This window comes from Cupriavidus sp. SS-3 (genome assembly GCF_035818815.1).
In the GTDB taxonomy this organism is placed as follows: Bacteria; Pseudomonadota; Gammaproteobacteria; order Burkholderiales; family Burkholderiaceae; genus Cupriavidus; species Cupriavidus taiwanensis_C.
The window spans coordinates 127,396-152,335 of sequence record NZ_JAYLVT010000008.1 but is presented as its reverse complement, the minus strand read 5'-3'; the positions used below and the strand labels follow the sequence as shown (position 1 = coordinate 152,335).

Genomic DNA, 24,940 nt, shown 5'->3' with positions numbered 1-24,940 from the left:
TGGGGCGCCGCGCCTCAGGCAGCGGCACCGAACAATTCGGGATAAGTGACGACGGCGGTGCCCAGCTTGCCGACCACGATGCCGCCGGCGCGATTGGCATGCTGCACGGCTTCCTTGAGCGGCACGCCCGCACCCATCATGGTGGCGAGCGTGGCGATCACGGTGTCGCCGGCACCGGATACATCATAGACCTCGCGGGCCTGCGCGGAGACGTGCAGCACTTCGGCTTCGGTATAGAGCGTCATGCCCTCTTCCGAGCGCGTCAGCAGCAGCGCTTCGAGCTGCAGCGCGCGGCGCAGGTTCTGCGCGCGGATGGTCAGGTCGGCCTCGGTCTTCCAGGCGCCGACCACGGCACGCATCTCGGCGCGGTTGGGGGTAATCAGCGTGGCGCCGCGGTAGCGCGAGTAGTCGTCGCCCTTGGGGTCGACCAACACCTTGCGGCCGGCCGCGCGGCCGGCGTCGATCATGCGCGTGACGTGGGTCAGCCCGCCCTTGCCGTAGTCGGACAGCACCAGCACCTGGTAATCGTTGACCAGGCCCTGGAACTTGTCCTGTACCGCGAGCAGCACTTCATGCGCCGGAGTGTTCTCGAAATCCACGCGCAGCAGTTGCTGCTGGTGTGCCACCACACGCAGCTTGATGGTGGTGTTGATCTTGGCGTCGCGGTGCAGGTAGGGCTGCACGTGGCTTTCGGCCAGCAGCGCCTCGAGCGTGCGCGCCGGCTCGTCGTCGCCGACCACGCCCAGCATGCCGACGCGCGCGCCCAGCGCCGCGGCGTTGCGGGCCACGTTGGCGGCACCGCCCAGGCGCTCGTCGCTGCGCTTGACCTGCACCACCGGCACCGGCGCTTCCGGCGAAATGCGCTCGACGTCGCCGAACCAATACCGGTCCAGCATCATGTCGCCGACCACCAGGATATGGGACTGCCGGATCTGCTCCTGCGGAATGACGGTCTTGTTCATGAAGATCCTTGGCAATATCGCGGCGGCCGCGGCAGCCGCGTTAGCTTATCGATTGATGAGTCCGTTGACCCACGTACGCCTTATTCGTTCGCCGGCGGCGCAGCCTTGCGGGCCGGGCGGCCGATGGCGTGGTATTCCACGCCGGTCTCGCGCATCGCCTCGGGCTCATACAGATTGCGTCCATCGAAGATCACCGGCGACTTCAGCCGCCGTTTGATCTGACCGAAGTCGGGGCTGCGGAACACTTTCCATTCGGTCACGATCGCCAGCGCGTCGGCGCCGTCGAGCGCATCCATCTGGTGCTGGTGGAAGCTCACGCGCGCGGCGCCGCCCGGCACATCGGCCAGGTCTGCCTCCAGCACCCGGCGCGCCTCGGCCATCGAGACCGGGTCATGCACCCGCAGCGACGCGCCGCGCGACACCAGCTCGCGCGCCAGCACGCGCGACGGCGCCTCGCGCATGTCGTCGGTATTGGGCTTGAAGGCCAGACCCCAGAGCGCAAAGACGCGGCCGGTCAGGTCGTCGCCGAAGCGGCGTACGATCTTTTCGCCCAGCACGCGCTTCTGCGCGCCGTTGACGGCTTCCACCGCCTCCAGCACGCGCAATGGCTTGCCATGGTCTGCGGCGGTGCGCATCAGCGCCTGGACGTCCTTGGGAAAGCACGATCCGCCATAGCCTGCCCCGGCATACAGGAAACTGTAGCCGATGCGCGGGTCCGAGCCGATGCCCATGCGCACCAGCTCGATATCGGCGCCGACCTCGTCAGCCAGGTTGGCGAGCTCGTTCATGAACGAGATGCGCGTGGCCAGCATCGAATTGGCCGCGTACTTGGTGAACTCGGCCGAGCGCACGTCCATGTAGAAGGTGCGCTCATGGTGGCGGTTGAACGGCGCATACAGCTGCCGCATGGTGGCCTGCGCGTGGCGGCCGGCGGCGTCGGCATTGCAACCCAGCACGATGCGGTCGGGGCGCATGAAGTCTTCGACCGCGGCGCCCTCTTTCAGGAATTCCGGGTTCGACACCACCGAGAACTGCAGGTCTTCCAGTCCGCGCGCGGCCAGCTCCTCGCGAATCGCGGCGGTGACGCGGTCGCCGGTGCCCACCGGCACGGTCGACTTGTCGACCACCACCTTGAAGCCGGTCATGTGGCGGCCGATATTGCGGGCCGCCGCCAGCACGTACTTGAGGTCGGCCGAGCCGTCCTCGTCCGGCGGCGTGCCCACCGCGATGAACTGCACGTCGGCATGCTCGACGCTGGCTGCCACGTCGGTGGAAAAGATCAGGCGGCCGGCCTCGCGGTTGCGCTGGATCAGTTCCTGCAGGCCCGGCTCGTAGATCGGCACGCCGCCCGCGTTGAGCAGCGCGATCTTCTGCTCGTCCAGGTCCAGGCAGAACACGTCGTTGCCCTGCTCCGCCAGGCAGGCGCCGGTGACGAGACCGACGTAGCCGCTGCCGATAATGGTGACTTTCATAGCTTCAATTCACATCCGTTGCACGGCCACCGGAAATCAGCCGAGCGTTTCGGAACGCCGCGGGGCATAGGTCTCCCAGCGGTTGCAACCAGGGCACTGCCAATAGAACAGCCGCGCACGGAAACCGCATTCGCGGCAGGTATAGCGCGCCAGGTTGCGCGTTCGCAGTTGCAGCAGGTCGCGGATGGCAGTGGTTTCCTTCGCCTCGTCGTCCGCTTCCGCGCCCTCGGACTGGCCAGTCGCGGCCTCGACCACAGCAGCCTGCGCGGCGGGCGCGGTGGCGGCCACCGCCGACTGCGCCTCGAAGTACTTGGTCAGCGCCAGCAACGTGGGCTGGCGGCGCAGCTGTTCGCGCATCAGGCGCGCCGCGGCCTCGGGGCCATTCACCTCCAGTTCGGCCTTGTACGCGGTGTCGAGCACCTCGGGCGCGAGCTTGCCCTTGAGCAGGCCGCGCAGCCACTCCAGCGCCACCCCTTGCTCGTCCAGGGCGGCATAGGCCTTGACCACGCGCTCAGCCACCAGCGGCAGGAAGGCAGCGTCCTGCTGCTCGATGCCGAGCCAGTGGCCCAGCGCCGCGCGCGCATCGCCCGCCGCCGCGGCGACGTCGCCGAGCAGGATCGGCGCGCGCACGTTGGCGGGATTCTCGGCCACGGCCTGGTTCAGCCATTTCACCGCGTCTTCGGGGCGCTTGCGCTGCAGCGCGTCCTGCGCCAGCTCGCAGCAGAACTGCGCGATCTGCAGGCTGTAGCTCTTCTGCTCCAGCGTCTGCAGCTCACGCGCGGCATCGATCGCCTTCTGCCACTCCTTTTCGACCTCGTAGAGCTCGAGCAGCACGCGCTTGGCCGACGCCGCGTAAGGCCCGGACATCAGCCGGCGCAGCGATTCCTCGGCACGGTCGAGCAGGCCCGCGCGCAGGTAGTCTTCGCCCAGCTCGAACAGCGCGTGCTCGCGTTCGGGCTCGGGCAGGTCGGGGCGCGTGGCCAGGTTCTGGTGCACGCGGATGGCGCGCTCGGTTTCGCCGCGGCGCCGGAACAGCGCGCCCAGCGCAAAGTGCAGCTCGGTGGTTTCCGGGTCCAGCCGGGCGACTTCGACAAAGGCGTCGATGGCCTTGTCGGGCTGCTCGTTGAGCAGGAAATTGAGTCCCTTGAAGTAGGAGCGCGGCAAGGCCCCCTGCTCGCTGATCATCTGGCGCACGTCGAAGCGCGCCGCCATCCAGCCAAGGCCAAAGACAAGTGGCAGCACCAACAGCCACCAGGTTTCGAACATCATGGATCAGACTTTCGGGCCGACTACGTTATAGGGAGACTTGCCGTCGCGGGGCACCGGGGCGGCGCTCGCCGCTGCCGTCGACGGCGCCGCCGTCGACGCCCGTGCGTCCGCGGCCGCGCGCCGCAGCCTGGCCAGTTCCACGCGCTGGCGCATCAGCCCCGGCGCCACCGAGGCCAGCGCCGCCACCGCGCCCAGCGCGAAGGCGGCAAACAGGATCAGGATCAGCGGCGCATGCCAGACGGCATTGAAGAACAGCTGCAGCGAGGCTTCTGCGGTATTGCGCAGGGCCAGCACGAACAGCAGCACGAATACGACGATGCGGACGATCCAGGCAAACAGTTTCATGCGGGTAGGCGGCGAAGCGGCATGGCGTTGAGGCGGGCAAGCACAAAGCCTGCGGCTGGCAGGACGTCCAGTGCAAGGCCCGGCCAAGACCCCGGCATTGTAACGGAATCACTTCACGGATTCGGTAACGTGGCGGTAACGGCCTGCCGGCGCGCGTCTCATAGGTGTCGGCGCTCCGGCTTGCAGACGCTGCCGCATGCCGTTCCGCCAGCATCGAGCATAAAAAAAGCGCCCCAAGGGGCGCTTTTTTGACAAATCAGTAGCAGGCAGTGCCAGTCGAAGTCACGAGCGAATGAAATCCAGTCCGCTCTCGTGCAACCCCGTCGGTGCGGCGGATGCCGCGCCCTGGCCTGCCTTGCCCGGCAGGGCTTGCGCCGTGCCGCCGGAATGGCCGTTGCCGTTGGCGCCCGCGGGCGCCGGCTGGCTACGGTCAACCCGTTCGCGCAATTCCTTGCCCGCCTTGAAGTGCGGCACCCGTTTTTCAGGTACCAGCACCCGCTCGCCGGACTTGGGATTGCGCCCCACGCGAGGCGGACGCCGGTTCAGACCAAAACTGCCGAATCCGCGGATCTCGATGCGGTGGCCGTCGGCCAACGCTTCGGACATCGCGTCGAGTATCGTTTTCACCGAGATGTCCGCATCCCGCAGCAGCAGCTGGGGGAAGCGGGCAGCCAGTTTTTCGACGAGCTCCGACTTGGTCATGGGCATACGCGCAAGCGCGGGGGCCTGCGATTACTGGTTGTCCTGGCCGAGCTTGGCCTTCAGCAGGGCGCCGAGGTTGGTCGTGCCAGCCGTGCCGGTGTCGGCCTGGAACTTCTGCATCGCTTCCTGCTGCTCTGCGCTGTCCTTGGCCTTGATCGACAGGTTGATGTTGCGCGACTTGCGGTCGACGTTCACCACCAGGGCGGTGATCTGCTCGCCTTCCTTCAGCACGTTGCGGGCGTCTTCCACGCGGTCAGCGGAGATTTCCGATGCGCGCAGGTAGCCTTCGACGTCGTCGGCCAGCTGGACCACGGCGCCCTTGGCGTCAACGGCCTTGATCGTGCCCTGAACCAGCGAGCCCTTGTCGTTGGCCGAGATGAAGTTGTTGAACGGATCGCCCGACAGCTGCTTGATGCCCAGCGAGATGCGTTCCTTGTCGACGTCGATGCCCAGTACCACGGCTTCGACTTCGTCGCCCTTCTTGTACTTGCGCACGGCCTCTTCGCCGGACTCTTGCCAGGACAGGTCGGACAGGTGCACCAGGCCGTCGATGCCACCAGGCAGGCCGATGAACACGCCGAAGTCGGTGATCGACTTGATCTGGCCGGCGAGCTTGTCGCCCTTCTTGTGGTTACGCGAGAAATCGTCCCACGGGTTGGCCTTGCACTGCTTCATGCCCAGGCTGATACGACGCTTGTCTTCGTCGATATCCAGCACCATGACTTCGACTTCGTCGCCCAGCTGGACCACCTTGGACGGGGCCACGTTCTTGTTGGTCCAGTCCATTTCCGACACGTGCACCAGGCCTTCGATGCCGGCCTCGATCTCGACGAACGCGCCGTAGTCGGTCAGGTTGGTCACCTTGCCGAACAGGCGGGTGCCTTGCGGGTAGCGGCGCGAGATGCCGACCCACGGATCTTCGCCCAGCTGCTTCACGCCCAGCGAGACGCGGTTCTTTTCCTGGTCGAACTTGAGGATCTTGGCGGTGATTTCCTGGCCAACCGACAGCACTTCGCTCGGGTGGCGGACACGGCGCCAGGCCAGGTCGGTGATGTGCAGCAGGCCGTCGATGCCGCCCAGGTCAACGAACGCACCGTAGTCGGTGATGTTCTTGACGATACCGTTGACGATGGCGCCTTCCTTCAGGGTTTCCATCAGCTTCTGGCGCTCTTCGCCCAGCGTGGCTTCGACCACGGCGCGGCGCGACAGCACAACGTTGTTGCGCTTGCGGTCCAGCTTGATGACCTTGAATTCCAGGGTCTTGCCTTCGTACGGGGTGGTGTCCTTGATCGGACGCACGTCAACCAGCGAGCCCGGCAGGAACGCGCGGATGCCGTTGACCATCACCGTCAGGCCGCCCTTGACCTTGCCGGTCACGGTACCCGAGATGATTTCGCCGTCTTCCAGTGCCTTCTCGAGGTTCAGCCACGAGGCCAGGCGCTTGGCCTTGTCGCGCGAGAGGATGGTGTCGCCATAGCCGTTCTCGAGTGCGTCGATGGCCACGGAGACGTAGTCGCCGGCCTGCACTTCGAGTTCGCCCTGGTCGTTCAGGAACTCCTCCACCGGCACAAATGCCTCGGACTTGAGGCCGGCGTTGACGACCACGAAATTGTGGTCGATGCGCACGACTTCAGCGGAGATCACTTCGCCAGCCTTCATATTGGAGCGGGCGATCGATTCCTCGAACAGTGCGGCAAAGGATTCGTTAGTTTGCAGGTCGGACATAAACGTAAGGTGAAATCCGCAATACGCTGGCCGGCGCGACGATCGCGCTCAGTCTGCCAGGGCAGCGGGGTCAGGTTTGACAAAAGCCAGCCAGGGCAAAGGCCCGGACTGACGCCATCGGGTACGGAAGGGGCGCGCCGCTTCTACGGATGCGCCCGCTGCATGTCATGCATCGGGCCGCACAGCGGCAAACCACTCCAGCACCTGCGCCACTGCCTGATCCACCGTCATGTCGGAGGTATCGAGCAGCTTTGCATCCTCGGCGGGACGCAGCGGCGCGGCGGCACGGGTACGATCCCGCGCGTCGCGCGCCTCAAGGTCACGCAAAAGGTCTTCGATATTAGCAGAAATTCCCTTATCAATCAATTGTTTATAGCGCCTGCGCGCACGCGCCTCGACGCTCGCGGTCAGGAACACCTTGAGCTGGGCGTCCGGGAAGATCACGGTGCCCATGTCGCGGCCGTCCGCCACCAGCCCGGGCAGCTTGCGAAAGCTGCGCTGCAGCTGGGTCAGCGCGTCGCGCACCGGCTGGTGCACGGCGATGGCCGAGGCGCGGTTGCCGATCGCCTCGGCGCGGATGGCCAGGCTCACTTCCTCGCCTTGCAGCCAGACGCGGTCGGGCCCGAACTTCACATCGAGGCGCGAAGCGATCCGCGCCAGGGCGTCCATGTCGGCCAGGTCAACACCCAAGCGGTCGCTGGCCAGCGCTACCAGCCGGTACAGCGCACCGCTGTCGAGCAAGTGGAAGCCCACCGCATCGGCAACCTTGTGCGCAACCGTGCCCTTGCCAGAGGCGGTCGGTCCGTCAATGGTGATGACGTTGACGATAGTCATTGGTTATGGCATCCAGTGAAACGATTGATTGTTAATTCTATTGAGAATCATTATCATTTGATCCATGGCATCGCGCCGCGGCAAGCGCGATGCATCCCTCAGTATTGGTCGCGAGGCAATCTACCATGGCAAAAACCCTGACGTTCGGCATCATGCACCTCGGCATCGCGTTCAGCGTGACCTATGCGCTGACCGGCAGCCTGGCCGTGAGCGGTGCCGTCACTTTTATCGAACCGGCCATCAATACCGTGGCCCACTACTTCTTCGACAAGTACTGGGACAAGCGCCAGCATCGCCAGGCGCCGGCCACCGGCGACAGCGCCGCAGCCTCCGCCGGCAACGGTGCCAACGCAGGCCTGCTCAGCGCGTGACGCCGGCGAACACGCTGAAGTAGTCCGGGAAGGTCTTCGCCACGCAGCCCGGATCATTGATCCGCACCGGCAACGGGCCGAACGCCGCCAGCGAGAAACACATCGCCATGCGATGGTCATCATAGGTGCCAATGCCGTCGGCCGGGGTCTGCCACGGCTGCGGCGGCGTCACGCGCAGGTAGTCGGCGCCCTCCTCGACCACGGCGCCCAGCTTGCGCAGTTCCGTCGCCATCGCGGCGATGCGGTCGGTTTCCTTGACGCGCCAGCTGGCGATATTGGTCAGCGTGGTGGTGCCTTCGGCAAACAGCGCCGCCACCGCCAGTGTCATGGCGGCATCGGGAATGTGGTTGCAGTCCAGTTCGATGCCGTGCAGGCGCCCGTCGTCGCGCTCGGTGCCGCGCACCTCGATCCAGTTGTCGCCCGCCATCACATTGGCGCCCATGCGGTTGAGCGCATCGGCAAAGCGCACATCACCCTGGATGCTGGCCATGCCGACGCCTTCCACGCGCACCGGACCACCGCCGATCGCGCCGGCGGCCAGGAAATACGAAGCCGACGATGCGTCGCCCTCGACAAAGATCTCGCCCGGCGAGCGGTAAGCCGCCCGTGCGGGCAGGATGAAGCGCTCCCAGCCCTGCCGCTCCACATCGATGCCGAAGCGCGCCAGCAGGTTCAGCGTGATCTCGATATACGGCTTCGAGATCAGCTCGCCCACCACTTCGATCTCGATGCGGCCGCTGGGCGACTGCGCCAGCGGCAGGCTCATCAGCAGCGCGGTCAGGAACTGGCTCGAGACGTCGCCGCGCACGCGGATCGGCGCGTCGATGCGCAGGCTGGCCGGCTGGATATGCAGCGGCGGGAAACCTTCGTTGCCAAGGTAGTCGATCACCGCGCCGACCTGGCGCAGGCCGTCGACGAGGTCGCCGATCGGCCGCTCATGCATGCGCGGCACGCCGGACAGCTTGTAGCTGCCGCCCTGCAGCGCCAGCGCGGCGGTCAGCGGACGGATCGCGGTGCCGGCGTTGCCCATGAACAGCTCGGCCGACTTGTTGGGGAAGTTGCCGCCGGCGCCGGTGACGATGTAGTCGGCGCCTTCCTGCCGCCAGGCCACGCCCAGCGTGCGCAGCGCCTGCAGCATCACGCGGGTGTCGTCGGAATCGAGCAGGTCGCGCACGCGGGTTTCGCCGTTGGCCAGCGCAGCCAGCAGCAGCACGCGGTTGGAGATGCTCTTCGAGCCCGGCAGCCGAACGGTGCCGTGGGCGCGGGTCAGGGGGCCTAGCGTCAGGTGTTCCATGGATGTCGTGGGCGCCGGGGCGCCGCGTTCAGGCGATGGGCCGAGGCCATCAGGGTTCGATATGGTTGTTGCCCGCGGCACGCTCGGCACCCCAGGCCAGGCGGGTCTTGCTGGCGCGCGTGAAGATGCGCTCGAGCGCGTCGCCGTCGCCTTTCTCGATCAGCGTCTTCAGGTGCGCCAGCACCGACTGGTAGGTATTCAGCTCGCGCAGCAGCGCGTCGCGGTTGGCGACGCAGATGTCGCGCCACATCTCAGGGGACGAGGCTGCGATCCGCGTGAAGTCGCGGAAGCCGCCGCCGGCGAAATCCAGCTTCAGCGCCGCATCTTCGGCGTTGGCCACCTGCGCCACCAGCGCGTACGACAGCACGTGAGGCAGATGGCTGACCGCGGCAAACACGGCGTCGTGCTGCACCGCCGACATCACGTGGCAATACGCGCCGGCGCTTTCCCACATGGCGCGCACCGCGGCAACATCTGCGCGCGCGTTTTCCTGCAGCGGACACAGCACGGTCTTCTTGCCGTCGTACAGGTCCGGCAGCGCGGCCTCGACGCCGTTGAGCTCGCGCCCGGCGATCGGATGGGCCGGCACGAACTGCGCGGCCTTGTCGCCCAGCGCGGTCTTGGCGGCGATGATCACGTCGGACTTGGTGCTGCCGGCATCGGTAACGATGGTGCCCGGCTGCAGGTGCGGCTCGAGCGCGTGCAGCAAGGCAAAGTTCTGCGCCACCGGCGCGCACAGCACGATCACGCTGGCGCCGCGCGCGGCATCGGCCAGCGTCGCGGCCTCGTCGATCACGCCCAGGTCCAGCGCCTTCTGCAGCGAGGCAGCCGAGCGCCCCACCCCGACCACCGTGCCCACCACGCCGGCGCGCTTGAGCGCCAGCGCGAGCGAGCCGCCGATCAGGCCGACGCCGACAATGACAACACGGGAAAAATGCAATGCACTCACAATCACAGGCCGCAAGCGGCGGTAGTTCGGTTCAGACCGAGGTCAGTCAAGGGGCGGCACAACCATTCGCTTCTGCGGCGGCCGGCCTCAGGCCAGCGCCCGCTCCAGCGCCGCGATAAACGCCGCGTTCTCTTCCGGCAAGCCGATGGTCACGCGCAGCCAGCGCGGCAGGTTGTAGTTGCCCACCGGGCGCACGATCACGCCCTGCCGGAGCAACGCCAGGTTCACGCGCGCGCCGGCGCCGTCATCGTCGCCCACGCGCACCAGCACGAAATTGCCGGACGACGGCACGTATTCCAGGCCGAGCCGGTCGAATGCTTCGGTCAGTTGCCGCTTGCCGTCGCGGTTCAGCTCTGCACTGCGGCGCAGGAAGGCGGTATCGGCCAGCGCGGCGATGGCGGCGGCCTGCGCCACGCTGTTGACATTGAACGGCTGGCGGATGCGGTTCAGCAGGTCGGTCAGTTCCGGCTGCGCCACCGCATAGCCGATGCGCAGGCCCGCCAGGCCATAGGCCTTGGAGAACGTGCGCGACACCATCAGGTTGGGATAGCTGCGCACCCAGGCAATCGCGTCGTATTGCTGGCCGGCATCGAGGTACTCGTTGTAGGCCTCGTCCAGTACCACCACGACATGGCGCGGCACCCGCTGCAGGAACGCCTCGATCTGCGCCGCCGGCAGGAAGGTGCCGGTGGGGTTGTTCGGGTTGGCGATAAAGACCAGGCGCGTATCCGGCGCAATCGCCGCCGCCATCGCGTCGAGGTCATGGCCGTAGTCGCGCGCGGGCACTTCGATGGCACGGGCGCCGATCTCCTGCGTGGCCAGCGCGTACACCGCGAACGAGTACTCGGCATAGACGATCGACTGGCCCGGCTCCACCAGCGCGTGCGCGGCCAACTCCAGGATGTCGTTGCTGCCGTTGCCCAGTGTCAGCCAGTCGGCGGGCACGCCGAAGCGCGCCGACAACGCGCCCTTCAGTGCAAAGCCGTTGCTATCGGGATAGCGGCCCAGTTCGGCGACCGCCGCGGCCACTGCAGTGCGCGCCGATTCCGGCATGCCCAGCGGATTCTCATTGGAGGCGAGCTTGACGATGCCGGCCTCGTCCAGGCCGAACTCGCGCGCGACTTCCGCAATCGGCTTGCCCGCCACGTAGGGCGAAATCGCCCGCACATAATCCGGCCCGAAACCCGGTGCGCCGCCCTGCTTGCCCTGCTCTGCCATCTTGTCTCCTTGTGCGATCCGGCTGCCTTACTTGCTCGATGGATACGAGCCCAGCACCTTCAGGTAGGCCGCGTTGCGGCGCAGCTCTTCGATCGCGCGCGCCACCGCGGGCTCATGCTGGTGCCCTTCCACGTCGACGTAGAAGTAGTATTCCCACGCGCCGCTGCGCGCCGGACGCGACTCGAAGCGGCACATCGACACGCCGTTCGCGGCCAGCGGCGCCAGCAACTGGTACACCGCGCCGGCCTTGTTGGGCACCGACAGGATCAGCGAGGTCTGGTCGCTGCCCGAGGGCTCGGTCTCATAGCGGCCGATCACGGCAAAGCGCGTGCGGTTGTGCGGATCGTCCTGGATATGCGTGCGCACCAGGTGCAGATGGTAGCGGTTGGCGGCCGATTCACCGGCGATCGCGGCCACGGTCGGGTCTTCGCTGGCCATGCGCGCCGCTTCGGCATTGCTCGACACCGCCTGGCGCTCGAGGTGCGGATAGTTGGCGGTCAGCCAGTGCTGGCACTGCGCCAGCGCCTGCGCATGCGCGCGCACCACCGTGACGCCCTTCATGTCGGGGGTCGACGCCATCAGGTTGTGGTGCACCTTGAGCGCGATCTCGCCACTGATTTTCAGAGAGGTCTGCAGGAACAGATCGAGCGTGCGCGACACCGCGCCCTCGGTGGAATTCTCGACCGGCACCACGCCGTACTCGACCGTGCCCGCCTCGACCGCGCGGAACACCTCGTCGATGCTGGGGCAAGGCACGCCTGATACCTCGTGGCCGAAATGCGCGTACAGCGCCTGCTCCGAGAAGGTGCCGGCCGGGCCCAGGAACGCCACTTCCAGCGGCTTCTCCAGGCCGCGGCAGGCGGACATCACCTCGCGCCAGATGGCGGCCACGCTTTCGCCCAGCAGCGGACCCGGGTTGGCGCCCTGCACCTTGCGGATGACCTGCAGCTCGCGCTCCGGACGGAACACCGGCGCGCCGTACTTCTTCTTGACCTCGCCCACCTCGAGCGCCAGCTTCGCGCGGCGGTTCAGCATCGCCAGCAGCTCGCGGTCCACGGTATCGATCTGCTCGCGCAGCGGCCCCAGCTCGACCGACAGCTGGCGCTCGGCATCACTCAGATGGCTGTCGCCGTTCTGCGGCGCATTTGGCGGCGTCTCCTCGCGCGCGGGGGTGCGGTCTTGTCTTGTCATGTTGTATCAATCCGGTGGGCCGCCGGGCGCGGCGGCCAGGAAACTGCCCGCGCGGCCCGGCATGCCGTGGCTGGCATGCGTGGACCCGCAGCGGGAATGCGCGTCAGGCGGAGGTCCGCTCGAACTCGCGCATGAATTCGATCAGCGCCATCACGCCTTCCAGCGGCATGGCGTTGTAGATGCTGGCGCGCATGCCGCCCACGGTCTTGTGCCCTTTCAGTTGCACCAGGCCGTTGGCCCGGGCCTGCTGCAGGAAGGCCTCGTTGCGCGATTCGTCGCCCAGGAAGAACGGTACGTTCATGCGCGAGCGGCAGCTGGGATGGATTTCGTTGCGATAGAAATCGCTCTGGTCGAGGTAGTCGTACAGCGCCGACGCCTTGGCGATATTGCGCTGTTCGATCGCAGGCACGCCGCCCTGGCGCTTGAGCCACTGGAACACCAGGCCGGCGATATAGATCGCATAGGTCGGCGGGGTGTTGTACATCGAGTTGTGCTCGGCCACCAGGCGCCAGTTGAACGCCGACGGGCACAGCGGATGGGCATGGCCGATCAGGTCTTCGCGCACGATCACGATGGTGACGCCGGCCGGGCCGATGTTCTTCTGCGCGCCGCCGTAGACCACCTGCACGCGCGACCAGTCGATCGGGCGCGACAGGATGTGGCTGGAGGCATCCGCCACCACCACGCGGTCGCCCTTGACCTGGCCGATATCGGGGATGTCCTGGAACTCCACGCCGACGATGGTCTCGTTGGTGCACAGGTGCACGTAGCCGGCGTCGTCCGACAGCTTCCAGTCGGCCACGTCCGGAATGCGGTGGTATTTCTGCGCCTCGCTGCTGGCGGCGATATTGACCGCGCCGTAGCGGCGGGCCTCCTGCTCGGTCTTGACCGACCAGGTGCCGGTGACGACGAAGTCGGCCTTGGGCGCGTCGGCATGACGCAGACGCATCAGGTTCAGCGGCACGATGCCGTTTTCGCCGATGGCGCCGCCCTGCAGGAACAGCACGCGGTAGTTGGCCGGAATATGCAGCAGTTCACGCAGGTCGGCGATGGCCTGGTTGTGGATGCCTTCGAACTCGCGGCTGCGGTGGCTCATCTCCATCACCGACACCCCGGTCCCGCGCCAGGACAGCATCTCCTCGGCGGCCTGTTGCAGCACTTCGGCAGGCAGCGCTGCCGGGCCGGGCGAGAAGTTGTAGACGCGTTCGGCCAATGCACGCTGCATCATGCCGGCAAGAGCGGGATTCTGGGGATCGTTCATGAGACGGGGGATGGAAAAATGGCTGCCGGTGTTACCCAAGCAGCCATTATCCCTCAAACCCGCGCCCCGTAGGGCGCCGGGGGTTAGCCCCCGGTTTGCGCGCCGGCCCGAACGCGATCGGACGGGCAGCGGGCGGATCCGTTGCGGATCACGCCGGCATCACTTCGAAGCGGCGGTGATTTCCTTCTCGGCGGCGTCGCGCATCGACTTGCCAACCTGCGGGCCGTACTTCTGCATCATCGAGCCCCAGATCTCCTGGGTCGCCTTGCCCTGGTTGGCCATGAACTTCTGGCCGGTCGGCGACTTCAGGAAGGTGGTCAGGTCCTTCAGTTCCTGCGTGGTGTAGTACTTGCCGAAGGCATCGTAGTGCGCCTGGATGGCATCCTTGCGGAAGCCGTCGGTGGTAAACGCCGTGCCGGCGCCGTCCACGACGCGCTGCACCGCGCCGTTCTTCTTCAGCTTTTCAACCGCGGCCTGCTTCTGCTTGTCGCTCAGGGTCTTGTTTTCGACCAGCACCTGCTCGAGGACCAGCGGCGCTTCCTGCTTGGCGCCTTGCTGCCAGTTCTCTGCCTGGCCCTTCACAGCCTGGTCTGCCTGCATGACGGAAAGCAGTTCCTTGATGGCTGCCGTCTTTTCCGCGTCCTGTGCGTGGGCATGCTGCGCCATCATGAAGGTCGGAACAAAAGCAGCCAGAACAGCGATACGTCGATAGGTTTTGAGCATTGTGACTCCCTGGTAAATACGTCCGTTTTAGTCCGGACAGCCGCGAGGCGAGTTCCGGCTGGCGTCCTATTGTTGCAACAATTTACGTTTGGTCTTAAGGATTCGCGTCGGCATCTGCACCTGCGGCACCTTCGGTGCCCTCGGCGCCTTCCGCACCCTCGGCCTCGTCTGGCTCCTCGCCATTGCCGCCGTTGTCGGCATCGCTTTCAACGATGCGCTGCAATCCGGACAGCTTGGTGCCCTCGTCCACGTTGATCAGCGTGACACCCTGGGTGGCGCGACCCATTTCGCGGATTTCCGCCACACGGGTACGGATCAGCACGCCGCCGGTGGTGATCAGCATGATCTCGTCCTCGGGCGAAACCAGTGCAGCAGCCACCACACGGCCGTTGCGCTCGCTCGTCTGGATCGCAATCATGCCCTTGGTGCCGCGGCCATGTCGAGTGTACTCGGCGATGGGGGTACGCTTGCCGTAGCCGTTCTCGGTCGCGGTCAGCACGCTGCCGCGCACGCCCGCATCGGCCGCTTCTTCAGCGGTCTCGGCCGGCGCCACCAGCATCGCGATCACGGCCTGGCCGTCTTCCAGGTTCATGCCGCGCACGCCGCGCGCCTGGCGTCCCATCGGACGCACGTCGTTCTCGTCGAAGCGCACGGCCTTGCCGGCGTCCGAGAACAGCATCACGTCGTGCTGGCCGTCGGTCACCGCCGCACCGATCAGGTAGTCGCCTTCGTCGAGGTCAACCGCGATGATGCCGGCCTTGCGCGGGTTGGAGAACTCCGTGAGTGCAGTCTTCTTGACCGTGCCGCGCGCGGTCGTCATGAAGATGAAGTGCTCGGCGTCGAACTGCCGCACCGGCAGGATGACGTTGATCTTCTCGCCCTCCGACAACGGGAACATGTTGACGATCGGCCGCCCGCGCGAGTTGCGCGAGCCCTGCGGCACCTCGTAGACCTTCAGCCAGTACAGCCGGCCGCGGTTGGAGAAGCACAGGATGTAGTCGTGGGTATTGGCCACGAACAGCGTATCGATCCAGTCGTCTTCCTTGGTCGCGGTGGCCTGCTTGCCCCGGCCGCCACGCTTTTGCGCACGGTATTCGGAGATTGGCTGGCTCTTCATATAGCCGCTGTGCGACAGGGTGACCACCATGTCCTGCGGGGTGATCAGATCCTCGGTATCCAGCTCGGTCGCGTTCAGTTCGATTTGCGAACGGCGCTCATCACCAAATTCGGCGCGAATCGCCGTCAGTTCGTCGATGATGATGGACGTAATCCGCTCGGGGCGCGCCAGGATATCGAGCAGGTCGGCGATTTCCGCCATGATGTCGCGATATTCCTGGACGATCTTGTCCTGTTCGAGCCCAGTGAGGCGTTGCAGGCGCATTTGCAGGATTTCCTGCGCCTGGCCGTCCGACAGCCGATACAAGCCGTCGGTCTGCATGCCGAACACGGCCGGCAGCCCGTCCGGCCGGTACGACGCCCGCCCGCCGGGGGTTTCACCCTCGGCGCGGGCCAGCATTTCACGCACCAGCCCCGAATCCCACGCCTTGCTCATCAGTTCCTGCTTGGCGATCGGCGGCGTCGGCGCGGCCTTGATGATGGCGATGAACTCGTCGATATTGGCCAGCGCGACCGCCAGGCCTTCAAGCACATGGCCGCGCTCGCGCGCCTTGCGCAGTTCGAACACCGTGCGCCGGGTAACGACCTCGCGGCGATGCGCCAGGAAGTACTCCAGCATCTGGCGCAGGTTCAGCAGGCGCGGCTGGCGGTCGACCAGCGCCACCATGTTCATGCCGAAGGTGTCCTGCAGCTGGGTGTTCTTATATAGGTTGTTGAGAACGACCTCGGGCACCTCGTTGCGCTTGAGCTCGATCACCACCCGCATGCCGGACTTGTCCGACTCGTCGCGGATATCCGAGATGCCTTCGATCTTCTTCTCGGTGACCAGCTCGGCAATGCGCTCCAGCAGGGTGCGCTTGTTGACCTGGTACGGCAGCTCGTCGACGATGATGGCCTGGCGCTGGCCCCGGTCGATATCCTCGAAGTGCGTCTTGGCGCGCATCACCACGCGGCCGCGGCCGGTGCGGTAGCCTTCGCGGACGCCCTGAATGCCATAGATAATGCCGGCGGTCGGAAAATCCGGAGCCGGAATCAATTCAATCAGCTCGTCCACCGTCGCCTGCGGGTTGCGCAGCAGATGCAGGCAGCCGTCGACGATTTCATTCAGGTTATGCGGTGGGATATTGGTGGCCATGCCCACTGCAATACCCGACGAACCGTTGATTAGCAGATTGGGAATACGCGCCGGGAGAATCGAGGGCTCTTTTTCAGAGCCGTCGTAGTTGCTGTCGAAATCGACGGTTTCCTTGTCGATGTCGTGCAGCATCTCGTGGGCGATTTTCGACAGCCGGATTTCGGTATAACGCATGGCCGCGGCGTTATCCCCGTCCACGGAACCAAAATTCCCCTGGCCGTCGACCAGCATGTAGCGCAGCGAGAAGTCCTGCGCCATGCGCACGATGGTGTCATAGACTGCGGTATCGCCGTGCGGGTGGTACTTACCGATCACATCCCCGACGATACGGGCCGACTTCTTGTAGGCGCGGTTCCAGTCGTTGTTGAGCTCGTGCATCGCATACAGCACGCGCCGGTGCACCGGTTTCAGGCCATCCCGGACATCCGGAAGCGCGCGCCCGACGATCACGCTCATGGCGTAATCGAGGTAGGAGCGGCGCATTTCCTCTTCTAGGGAGACCGGAAGGGTTTCTTTTGCGAATGGATCCATTGCGGCGTGGTTTATGCGGCAGGTTTAAGCAAATGACAGGCCTTTGGCACGCGGCGCCGGTGGGCGCCTGACGGCTGGGCAACGTGCCATTCTAACATGCCGGCACCCCCTGCCCGGCGCTCTCCGGACAGGCCCCGCAGCGGCCCGCCGAGGCCGCTGCTGAAACCCGGAATCCCTGATGCCACAAGGCTTTGCGGGCGATACAAGACCCATGTTGCACAAACACCACAGGCCCAAAACCCATGCGGCGAATCGAATATATTTACTTCTTAGGAAACGACCCTTGTGGCACAATTCCCCAGCGAAGAGCCAGACATTGTTCGAAGTGGAGCATCCGCCACATCGAGAATGTTATACTCCGAAGAATGTATGACTTGTTTTCGTCCATTTGCTCGCAGTAACCCTGCGGTGATCTCATCCTGAGAGGAGAAATATGAAAAAATTTGCCAAGCTCGCGCTCGTTGCAGCTACCGCAGTAATGGCTGCATCCGCTCAAGCTCAGTCCGTCCCTTATGAAAAGAAGGCAGTGAACGACAACTGGGGCAACGGTACGAGCGAGTACGTGTGGAAGAATGGCACGAACGAGCTCTGCTGGCGCGACAGCTCCTGGACCCCGGCCACGGCCAACGCGCTGTGCGACGGCGCCCTGGCTCCGGCTGTGGCCGCTCCGGCTCCGGCTCCGGTGGCTCCTCCGGTGGTTTCGAGCGAGAAGGTCACTTTCGCTGCTGACACCCTGTTCGACTTCGACAAGGCTGTGCTGAAGCCCGAAGGCAAGGCCAAGCTGGACGACCTGGTCTCGAAGCTGCAAGGCATCACCCTGGAAGTCATCATCGCCGTTGGCCACACCGACTCGTTCGGCTCGGACAAGTACAACGATCGCCTGTCGATCCGCCGCGCTGAATCGGTCAAGGCTTACCTGGTGAGCAAGGGCGTTGAAGCCAACCGCGTCTACACCGAAGGCAAGGGCAAGCGCCAGCTGAAGGTCGATCCGAAGTCGTGCAAGGGCAACCGCAAGTCGCAGATCGCCTGCCAGCAGCCGAACCGCCGCGTGGAAGTCGAAGTGGTCGGCACCCGCAGCGCACGTTAATCGGAACCCTTCCGATCCAAGAAGCCCAGCGCAAGCTGGGCTTTTTTTTTGGTACAGTTGCCCGGACTGTCCCCTTCCTCCACCCGCCGCGGCCGCGCCGCCGGACCCGCATACGATGACGTTGCAATCGCAAACCCTCCCCGCAGCCGACGCCGCCAGCCAGCACCCGCCGCGCCGGAATGCCGACCCCAAGGAAATCGATAAATTCAGCGAGTTGGCCCACCGCTGGTGGGATCCGCAAAGCGAGTTCAAGCCGCTGCACGAACTGAACCCGCTGCGCCTGGGCTGGATCGATGGCATCGCCGCACTGGCGGGCAAGCGGGTGGTCGACGTGGGCTGTGGCGGCGGCATCCTCTCCGAGAGCATGGCACGCCTCGGTGCCACCGTGCGCGGCATCGACCTGTCCAGCAAGGCGCTCAAGGTGGCGGACCTGCACAGCCTGGAGTCCGGCGTTGCCGTGACCTACGAGGAGATCGCCGCCGAAGCGCTGGCCGCGCGCGAGCCGGCCAGCGTGGATGTGGTCACTTGCATGGAGATGCTCGAACACGTGCCGGATCCGGCTTCGATCGTGCAGGCATGCGCGACGCTGGTCCGTCCGGGCGGCCATGTGTTCTTCTCGACCATCAACCGAAACCTGAAGGCCTACCTGCTGGCCATCGTCGGCGCCGAATACGTGCTCAACATGCTGCCGCGCGGCACCCACGACTACGAAAAGTTCATCACACCCTCAGAGCTGGCCCGCTTCGCGCGCCAGGCCGGCCTGGACCTGGTCGAGATGCGCGGCATGACCTACAACCCGCTGTCGCAGGTCTATAGCCTGGGCCGCGACACGGACGTGAACTACCTGATGGCATTCCGCCGGGTGGCGGCATGACCGCGGCGATCGCAGGGGTCTTCTTCGATCTCGACGGCACCCTCGCCGACACCGCGCCTGACCTGGCTGCCGCGGCGAACCGGCTGGTGGTCGAACGCGGCCGCCCGCCGGTGGCCTACGACAAGCTGCGCCCCGTGGCCTCGCACGGCGCGCGCGGACTGCTGGGCGCGGCGTTCGGCTTGCGCCCGGAGGACGCCGAATTTCCGGCCCTGCGCGATACCTTCCTGGATTACTACGAGGCCGACATCGCGGTGCATACGCGCCTGTTCGACGGCATGCCGCAGGTGCTGGCCGCGCTCGAGGCGGCGGGGATCCCGTGGGGCATCGTGACCAACAAGATCGCGCGCTTCACGGTGCCGCTGGTCGCCGCGATCGGCCTGGCGCCCCGCGCCAGCGCCGTGGTCAGCGGCGACACCACGCCGCACGCCAAGCCCCACCCCGCCCCGCTGCTGCATGCCGCCGCGAGTGCCGGCGTCGACCCGAGCCGCTGCGTCTATGTGGGCGACGACCTGCGCGACATCCAGGCCGGCAAGGCCGCGGGCATGATCACAGTGACCGCCGCCTACGGCTACTGCGGCGACGGCGACCCGCCCGAGGCCTGGGGCGCGGACCACCTGATCCGCCACCCGGCGGAGCTGATTCCGCTGCTGGTACCCGCCGCGATCGCCTGAAAGTGCGCTGGCAGTATCCAGGCACCGGGCCTGGAACTCCCCAAGACAGCTTGCGTCCAACCGGGTACAATCCAGCTTCCTCACTGGGGCCGACCTGGTTTCGACGTGGGTTACAAAGCAGTGGAGGGCATACCGAGGACCCGTCACCTCGTTAATCAATGGGAATGCAATAACTGCTAACGACGAACGTTACGCACTGGCAGCCTAAGGGCCGCCGTCCTCGCACTGGCTCGCTGACGGGCTAGGGTCGCAAGACCACGCGAGGTCATTTACGTCAGATAAGCTCCGGAAGGGTCACGAAGCCGGGGACGAAAACCTAGTGACTCGCCGTCGTAGAGCGTGTTCGTCCGCGATGCGCCGGTTAAATCAAATGACAGAACTAAGTATGTAGAACTCTCTGTGGAGGGCTTGCGGACGCGGGTTCGATTCCCGCCGGCTCCACCAGTATTCAGTCCGATGCAGTACCAGCAGGACCAGAAACCCGCGACAGCTCAGGCTGCGCGGGTTTTTTCTTTGCCCGCCGCCGCCGCTGGCATGCGCCGGGAAAAAACAACATCCCCAGATTTGGGGATGCCGGGCCCGCCATGCAGGCCCATGATGCGATGCGGGCGATCCGCGACTCGCCCGCTGCCACTTCGAGCCCTCGTCCACCCGGCCGAGGGCTTTTTCTTTTGGTGCGACGGCCAGGGACGGGAAAATTTCCGACCCCAAAATAGGCCAAGCCTTATCGCTTCACGAGTGTGCCGATCCTATCGTAGCAAGGAACTTTGACCGGCATGTCGCTGGTTGTCATTGGCCTGCTTCGCACTCGCCGCGGGAGCTGCGCGGGGCAAGCCGCATTCCTGACCCTGCTATGAACCGATCCCAACTCTTCCATTTCCTGCGCCGCTGGCTGGTCATAGTGGCGAGCTTCGGGGCACCGCACCTGGCCCATGCGAAGTGCACTGCCACGCCATCGTTGCCTTATGACCAGACCCTCGACAGCATGGCGATCGCGGTCAACCTTGCCGAGGGCAGCACGATTCCCGGAACGGTACGCAGCTACCAGTTCAGCGGCAGCTGCACCAACGTGCTGCCCTGGGTGGTGCCTGGCGCCCCGATCGTCTCGTGCTACTACGGGTCCGGTACCGAAGTAAGGCCGGGCGTCTATTCCACCGGTGTCCCGGGCGTTGGCATCCGCCTGCGCAATGCCGCTGGCCAGCCGATGACCAATGCTTCGGGCGTCTGGTGCGACACCCGCTCGGCCAACCTGGGCCACCTCAATGCCGACCTGACCTATTCCGTATCGGTGACCATCGAGTTCGTCAAGACCGGGCCGATCTCGCCCGGCAACCTCGACCCCGCCCAGACCCGCTTCGGCTTCGGGGTCTATAACGGGTCGGTGGAAGGCGCGCTGAGCGGCACGGGAAACCGCGACAACTACATCGGCTTTTCCGGCACCATCGCAACGCGCGAAATCGCCTGCAATGTCGTCGCGCCCACCACGGTGAACCTGCCTGCGATCAGCGCCAGGACGCTTGCGACGCAAGGCTCCGGCGGCAACACGCCATTCGCCATCCAGTTGAGCTGCAACAGTGCGGCCATCGTCGGCATGACGCTGGACGCCGCCGCCGGCACGCCGGTGATGTCGACCGCGTCCGGCATCCTCGGCCTCAGCAATGCCGGGACCCCCGGCGCGGCGGGCGGCGCGGGCGTGCAGATCATGAATGCCAGCGGCACCGCGCCGGTACCGCTGCAGATGCGCAATGCCATGGGGAGCATCCAGGCCAACGTACCCGCCACCTATCGCTTCGGCGCCCGCTATGCCAGCCTCGGCGGCACCCCTTCGCCGGGTAACGTCAGCAGTTCGATGGTGTTTACGCTGGACTACCAGTAAGCGCTATCGCGGCAGTGACGTACCGGAGGCATGGTTCATCGCTACATCCCGGAACCGAAGGACTACAATAGCCCGCTGCAGTCCTTCAAGGCTTTCGCGATGTCCGACCATCCCCGCTTCACCATCAACCGCTCCATGATCGCCCTGGTTCCGGAACAACCGTTCCTGGACTGGATCCAGGCGGTCGATCCCCAGCCTGTGGCCGGCCTCACGCTGGAGCAGGTGCGCGAAGACCAGAGCGTGTTCCTGCTGCCCGAGGAGCTGGCTGACACGCACGAGAACGCCGTCCGCTGGGTCGAGAAGCGCTGGCAGGAATTCTTCGAATTCATGCTCGGCGAATGGTTCGACGACTCGGCATGGCCCGAGGAACTGTCGCTGAAGATGTTTCGCGAGTGGTTCAGCGTGCGCTATCACTCGATGGTGTTCGACATGGCACCCGACGTGCCGGTGATGCACGACGACTGGGACGACGAGGACGATTCGTCGGAGCTGCTGCACTGACCTCCCGGCCGCCCTTCAAAGGAAGCGGTCAAGTATCTTGCGGCTGTGCTTGTCCAGCGCCATCAGGTCGCGGATCAGGTAGTGGATGCCGTGCGTGTCCGAGATCAGCAGCGTGCTGCCAGCCAGGCGCCGGATCGCCTCTTCGCCGCGCAGCACCAGGTCGGTCTGGCCGCGGTCGGTCTTGACCGTCCACACGCTGGGCGTGGCGTAGGTCGACACACTGACGATGCGCTCGATTTCCGGCATGAACTCGCGCGAGGCCAGCTCCGCCTCGATCATGTCGCGCTCGGCGATCGGCAGGTCTTCCAGCCGCGGAATCCATACCACCTCGTGCCCGTCGGCGCTCATCATGCCGATGCCGCCCTGCGGCGCCGAGATCGGGAAGGCACGCACCGGCACCACGCCTTCATGGACAGTGCCGTCCTCGGCGATCAGCACCAGGCGGCCGAACGGGTTGCGGTCCAGCGTGAACACGGGGGTCGGCGCGGCGGCGGCAATGTCATTGGGCATGGGCGGTCTCGGGGATCTGGATCGGCTCTTCGGCGTCGTCGTCTTCGGTATCGACATTGCGCGCCTGCGCCTGGTAAAGCTTGTAGTACGCGCCTTCGCGCAACAGCAGCTCGTCGTGGCTGCCCACTTCGACGATCTGGCCGCGGTCCATCACCACCAGCCGGTCGGCCTTGCGCAGCGTCGACAGGCGGTGCGCGATGGCAATGGTGGTGCGGCCCTGCACCAGGTTGTCGAGCGCCTTCTGGATTTCCTTCTCGGTGGCGGTGTCGACCGACGAGGTGGCCTCGTCCATGATCAGGATGCGCGGGTTGATCAGCAGCGCGCGCGCAATCGAGATGCGCTGGCGCTCGCCGCCCGACAGCGCCTGGCCACGCTCACCCACCAGCGAGTCATAGCCGTGCGGCAGCCGCAGGATGAACTCGTGCGCATGCGCGGCGCGCGCGGCGGCGATGATCTCCTCGCGCGTGGCGTCCGGCTTGCCGTAGGCGATGTTGTCGGCGATCGTGCCGAAGAACAGGAACGGCTCCTGCAGCACCAGGCCGATATGGCGGCGGTACTCCGATACCGGCAGCGAGCGGATATCGACCCCGTCGACCCGGATCGCGCCCTCCGAGACGTCGTAGAAGCGGCAGATCAGGTTGACCAGCGTGCTCTTGCCGGAGCCGCTGTGGCCGACCAGCCCGATCATCTCGCCAGGCGCGATCGACAGGTTCAGCCCGCGGATCACCGCGCGGTTGCCGTAGCGGAAGCCCAGGTCGCTCATGTCGATGGCGCCTTCGACCTGGTCCAGCTTCGCCGGGCGCACCGGCTCGGGCACGCTCGACACATGGTCGAGGATGTCGAAGATGCGCTTGGCGCCGGCAGCGGCCTTCTGCGTCACCGAGACGATGCGGCTCATCGAATCCAGCCGCGTATAGAAGCGGCTGATATAGGTCAGGAACGCCACCAGGACGCCCACCGTGATGGCGCTGTGCGACACCTGCCAGATGCCGAACACCCACACGATCAGTAGACCGATCTCGGTCAGCAGCGTCACCGTCGGCGTGAACAGCGACCACACCGCGTTGACGCGGTCGTTGATCGCGAGGTTGTGCTTGTTGGCCTCGCCGAAGCGCGTGACTTCGCGCTTTTCCTGGGCGAACGCCTTGACCACGCGGATGCCGGGGATGGTGTCGGCGAGCACGTTGGTGATCTCCGACCAGATCCGGTCGATCTTCTCGAACCCGTGGCGCAGGCGGTCGCGCACCAGGTGGATCATCCAGGCGATAAACGGCAACGGCACCAGCGTCACCAGCGCGAGCCACGGGTTGATCGAGACCAGGATCACCGCCGTCATCAGGATCATCAGCACGTCGGTGGCGAAGTCCAGCAGATGGAGTGACAGGAACACGCAGATGCGGTCGCTTTCCGAACCGATGCGCGCCATCAGGTCGCCGGTGCGCTTGCCGCCAAAATACTCCAGCGACAGCTTTAGCAAATGTTCATACGTTGTCGTGCGCAGATTCGCGCCGATGCGCTCCGATACCCGCGCCAGCAGGTAAGTTCGCGCCCATCCCAGCGACCACGCCACCAGCGCGGCGCCGAGCAGCCCCGCCAGGTAAAGCCGCACCAGCCCATAGTCGATCGGCACGCCGTTCTGGAACGGGATCAGCACCTTGTCCATCAGCGGCATGGTCAGGTATGGCGGCACCAGCGTGGCGGCGGTCGACAACAGCGTCAGGAGAAAGCCGCCCAGCAGTTGCCAGCGGTATGGCTGGGCGAAGCGCCATAGCCGCAGCAGCGCCCAGGTCGACGGCGGCGTTTCCAGCTCGCGACTGCATTGCGGACACTGTTCCTCGTCCGGCGGCAGCGGCGCCTTGCAGGTCGGGCACAACACCTCGCCGGCCACAGTGACCGGACGCGAGGCGGCGGCGTCGCGCTGGGCCTCGAACTGGTCCGCCAGCCGCAGAGCGGCGGGATTGTAACCAAGCGTATATCGCCAGGTGGCGAGCCGGCCCGCCGGGCCGGTCAGTTCCAGCGTGCCCACCCCCGCGTGGTCGGTATGCGACAGGCGTAGCGCAGGGGCGATGTTCCATTCCCGCACATTTTTTTCGCCGGGGGCGCGGGCAACGATGCGCTGGTCGGTCACAACCAGCCACCCTTGGGTAAAATGCAGCCTCGCGTCGAGGTCCAGCGCCAGTCCGGCCAGGACAGTCTCGCCGGGTCGGAGCCACGATCCGGCTTCAGTCCGCCAGGGTTCATCGGCGGCGGTGGCGGTAGGGACAGGCAGGGAGGACTGGGTCATGGATGGCGCGGCGTGCGTCCAGGGAATGCGGACATAACT

General features: G+C 65.7%; 22 protein-coding genes and 1 other RNA gene. 7 read left to right on the top strand and 16 right to left on the bottom strand.

The window, feature by feature from the left end:
• Positions 1 to 14: 14 nt before the first annotated feature.
• From rfaE1 to cmk, 7 genes are all read right to left on the bottom strand, one after another.
• Entirely contained in the window at positions 15 to 962 is a 948-nt protein-coding gene (gene rfaE1, locus U9J39_RS14570) for a D-glycero-beta-D-manno-heptose-7-phosphate kinase (protein WP_062797352.1), read from the bottom strand.
• A gap of 80 nt (positions 963 to 1,042) precedes the next feature.
• Positions 1,043 to 2,434: a UDP-glucose dehydrogenase family protein gene (locus tag U9J39_RS14565; protein WP_116312277.1), complete on the bottom strand. Its 1,392-nt coding sequence runs from the start codon at positions 2,432 to 2,434 to the stop codon at positions 1,043 to 1,045.
• A gap of 36 nt (positions 2,435 to 2,470) precedes the next feature.
• Positions 2,471 to 3,703, bottom strand: coding sequence for a lipopolysaccharide assembly protein LapB (gene lapB, locus U9J39_RS14560; protein ID WP_116312276.1), 1,233 nt, complete (start codon positions 3,701 to 3,703; stop codon positions 2,471 to 2,473).
• Positions 3,704 to 3,706: 3 nt separating this feature from the next.
• A complete protein-coding gene (locus U9J39_RS14555; RefSeq protein ID WP_326347358.1) occupies positions 3,707 to 4,048 on the bottom strand; it encodes a lipopolysaccharide assembly protein LapA domain-containing protein in 342 nt (113 codons plus the stop codon).
• A 282-nt stretch (positions 4,049 to 4,330) separates the two neighbouring features.
• Positions 4,331 to 4,750 (bottom strand): integration host factor subunit beta, encoded by a 420-nt coding sequence (locus tag U9J39_RS14550; RefSeq protein WP_115706574.1) that lies wholly within the window; start codon positions 4,748 to 4,750, stop codon positions 4,331 to 4,333.
• Between the two features lie 30 nt (positions 4,751 to 4,780).
• Complete coding sequence (gene rpsA / locus U9J39_RS14545; RefSeq protein ID WP_062797346.1) at positions 4,781 to 6,475, bottom strand: 30S ribosomal protein S1; 1,695 nt, start codon at positions 6,473 to 6,475, stop codon at positions 4,781 to 4,783.
• Positions 6,476 to 6,640: 165 nt separating this feature from the next.
• Complete coding sequence (cmk, locus tag U9J39_RS14540) at positions 6,641 to 7,309, bottom strand: (d)CMP kinase (RefSeq protein WP_116312275.1); 669 nt, start codon at positions 7,307 to 7,309, stop codon at positions 6,641 to 6,643.
• Between the two features lie 125 nt (positions 7,310 to 7,434).
• Between cmk and U9J39_RS14535 the strand changes: the two genes are divergently transcribed.
• The gene (locus U9J39_RS14535; RefSeq protein WP_116312274.1) at positions 7,435 to 7,680 is read left to right on the top strand and encodes a DUF2061 domain-containing protein; all 246 of its coding nucleotides are present in this window, start codon (positions 7,435 to 7,437) and stop codon (positions 7,678 to 7,680) included.
• Here U9J39_RS14535 and aroA read toward each other — a convergent pair.
• From aroA to gyrA, 7 genes are all read right to left on the bottom strand, one after another.
• Entirely contained in the window at positions 7,670 to 8,974 is a 1,305-nt protein-coding gene (gene aroA / locus U9J39_RS14530; protein WP_326347357.1) for a 3-phosphoshikimate 1-carboxyvinyltransferase, read from the bottom strand. The genes U9J39_RS14535 and aroA overlap by 11 nt on opposite strands.
• 49 nt (positions 8,975 to 9,023) lie before the next feature.
• Positions 9,024 to 9,923 (bottom strand): prephenate dehydrogenase, encoded by a 900-nt coding sequence (locus tag U9J39_RS14525; RefSeq protein ID WP_116313238.1) that lies wholly within the window; start codon positions 9,921 to 9,923, stop codon positions 9,024 to 9,026.
• Positions 9,924 to 10,010: 87 nt separating this feature from the next.
• Positions 10,011 to 11,141, bottom strand: coding sequence for a histidinol-phosphate transaminase (hisC, locus tag U9J39_RS14520; RefSeq protein ID WP_115708591.1), 1,131 nt, complete (start codon positions 11,139 to 11,141; stop codon positions 10,011 to 10,013).
• 27 nt (positions 11,142 to 11,168) lie between these two features.
• On the bottom strand, positions 11,169 to 12,332 hold the full coding sequence (gene pheA, locus U9J39_RS14515) for a prephenate dehydratase (protein ID WP_326347356.1): 1,164 nt from the start codon (positions 12,330 to 12,332) through the stop codon (positions 11,169 to 11,171).
• Between the two features lie 103 nt (positions 12,333 to 12,435).
• Positions 12,436 to 13,593, bottom strand: coding sequence for a 3-phosphoserine/phosphohydroxythreonine transaminase (gene serC / locus U9J39_RS14510; protein WP_115679699.1), 1,158 nt, complete (start codon positions 13,591 to 13,593; stop codon positions 12,436 to 12,438).
• 159 nt (positions 13,594 to 13,752) lie between these two features.
• Positions 13,753 to 14,316: a DUF2059 domain-containing protein gene (locus tag U9J39_RS14505; RefSeq protein WP_092308167.1), complete on the bottom strand. Its 564-nt coding sequence runs from the start codon at positions 14,314 to 14,316 to the stop codon at positions 13,753 to 13,755.
• Between the two features lie 94 nt (positions 14,317 to 14,410).
• A complete protein-coding gene (gene gyrA / locus U9J39_RS14500) occupies positions 14,411 to 17,098 on the bottom strand; it encodes a DNA gyrase subunit A (protein ID WP_115708587.1) in 2,688 nt (895 codons plus the stop codon).
• A 433-nt stretch (positions 17,099 to 17,531) separates the two neighbouring features.
• Between gyrA and ompA the strand changes: the two genes are divergently transcribed.
• The 6 genes from ompA (at position 17,532) to U9J39_RS14470 (ending at position 22,107) form a co-directional block, all read left to right on the top strand.
• On the top strand, positions 17,532 to 18,185 hold the full coding sequence (gene ompA / locus U9J39_RS14495; protein WP_012352078.1) for an outer membrane protein OmpA: 654 nt from the start codon (positions 17,532 to 17,534) through the stop codon (positions 18,183 to 18,185).
• A 115-nt stretch (positions 18,186 to 18,300) separates the two neighbouring features.
• Positions 18,301 to 19,059: a bifunctional 2-polyprenyl-6-hydroxyphenol methylase/3-demethylubiquinol 3-O-methyltransferase UbiG gene (gene ubiG / locus U9J39_RS14490; RefSeq protein WP_115679697.1), complete on the top strand. Its 759-nt coding sequence runs from the start codon at positions 18,301 to 18,303 to the stop codon at positions 19,057 to 19,059.
• A complete protein-coding gene (gene gph, locus U9J39_RS14485; RefSeq protein WP_115679696.1) occupies positions 19,056 to 19,730 on the top strand; it encodes a phosphoglycolate phosphatase in 675 nt (224 codons plus the stop codon). Before ubiG ends, gph begins: the two co-directional genes overlap by 4 nt.
• An 85-nt stretch (positions 19,731 to 19,815) precedes the next feature.
• Positions 19,816 to 20,174, top strand: a transfer-messenger RNA (tmRNA) gene (ssrA, locus tag U9J39_RS14480).
• Positions 20,175 to 20,583: 409 nt separating this feature from the next.
• Positions 20,584 to 21,606, top strand: coding sequence for a fimbrial protein (locus tag U9J39_RS14475; RefSeq protein WP_240987649.1), 1,023 nt, complete (start codon positions 20,584 to 20,586; stop codon positions 21,604 to 21,606).
• A 99-nt stretch (positions 21,607 to 21,705) separates the two neighbouring features.
• The gene (locus U9J39_RS14470) at positions 21,706 to 22,107 is read left to right on the top strand and encodes a hypothetical protein (protein WP_115681406.1); all 402 of its coding nucleotides are present in this window, start codon (positions 21,706 to 21,708) and stop codon (positions 22,105 to 22,107) included.
• Positions 22,108 to 22,122: 15 nt separating this feature from the next.
• On the opposite strand, the gene U9J39_RS14465 is transcribed toward U9J39_RS14470, so the two are convergent.
• Positions 22,123 to 22,617 (bottom strand): cyanophycin metabolism-associated DUF1854 family protein, encoded by a 495-nt coding sequence (locus U9J39_RS14465; RefSeq protein ID WP_115708583.1) that lies wholly within the window; start codon positions 22,615 to 22,617, stop codon positions 22,123 to 22,125.
• The gene (locus U9J39_RS14460; RefSeq protein WP_326347354.1) at positions 22,607 to 24,901 is read right to left on the bottom strand and encodes a cyanophycin metabolism-associated ABC transporter; all 2,295 of its coding nucleotides are present in this window, start codon (positions 24,899 to 24,901) and stop codon (positions 22,607 to 22,609) included. The genes U9J39_RS14465 and U9J39_RS14460 overlap by 11 nt, the downstream gene beginning before the upstream one ends.
• Positions 24,902 to 24,940: the final 39 nt, after the last annotated feature.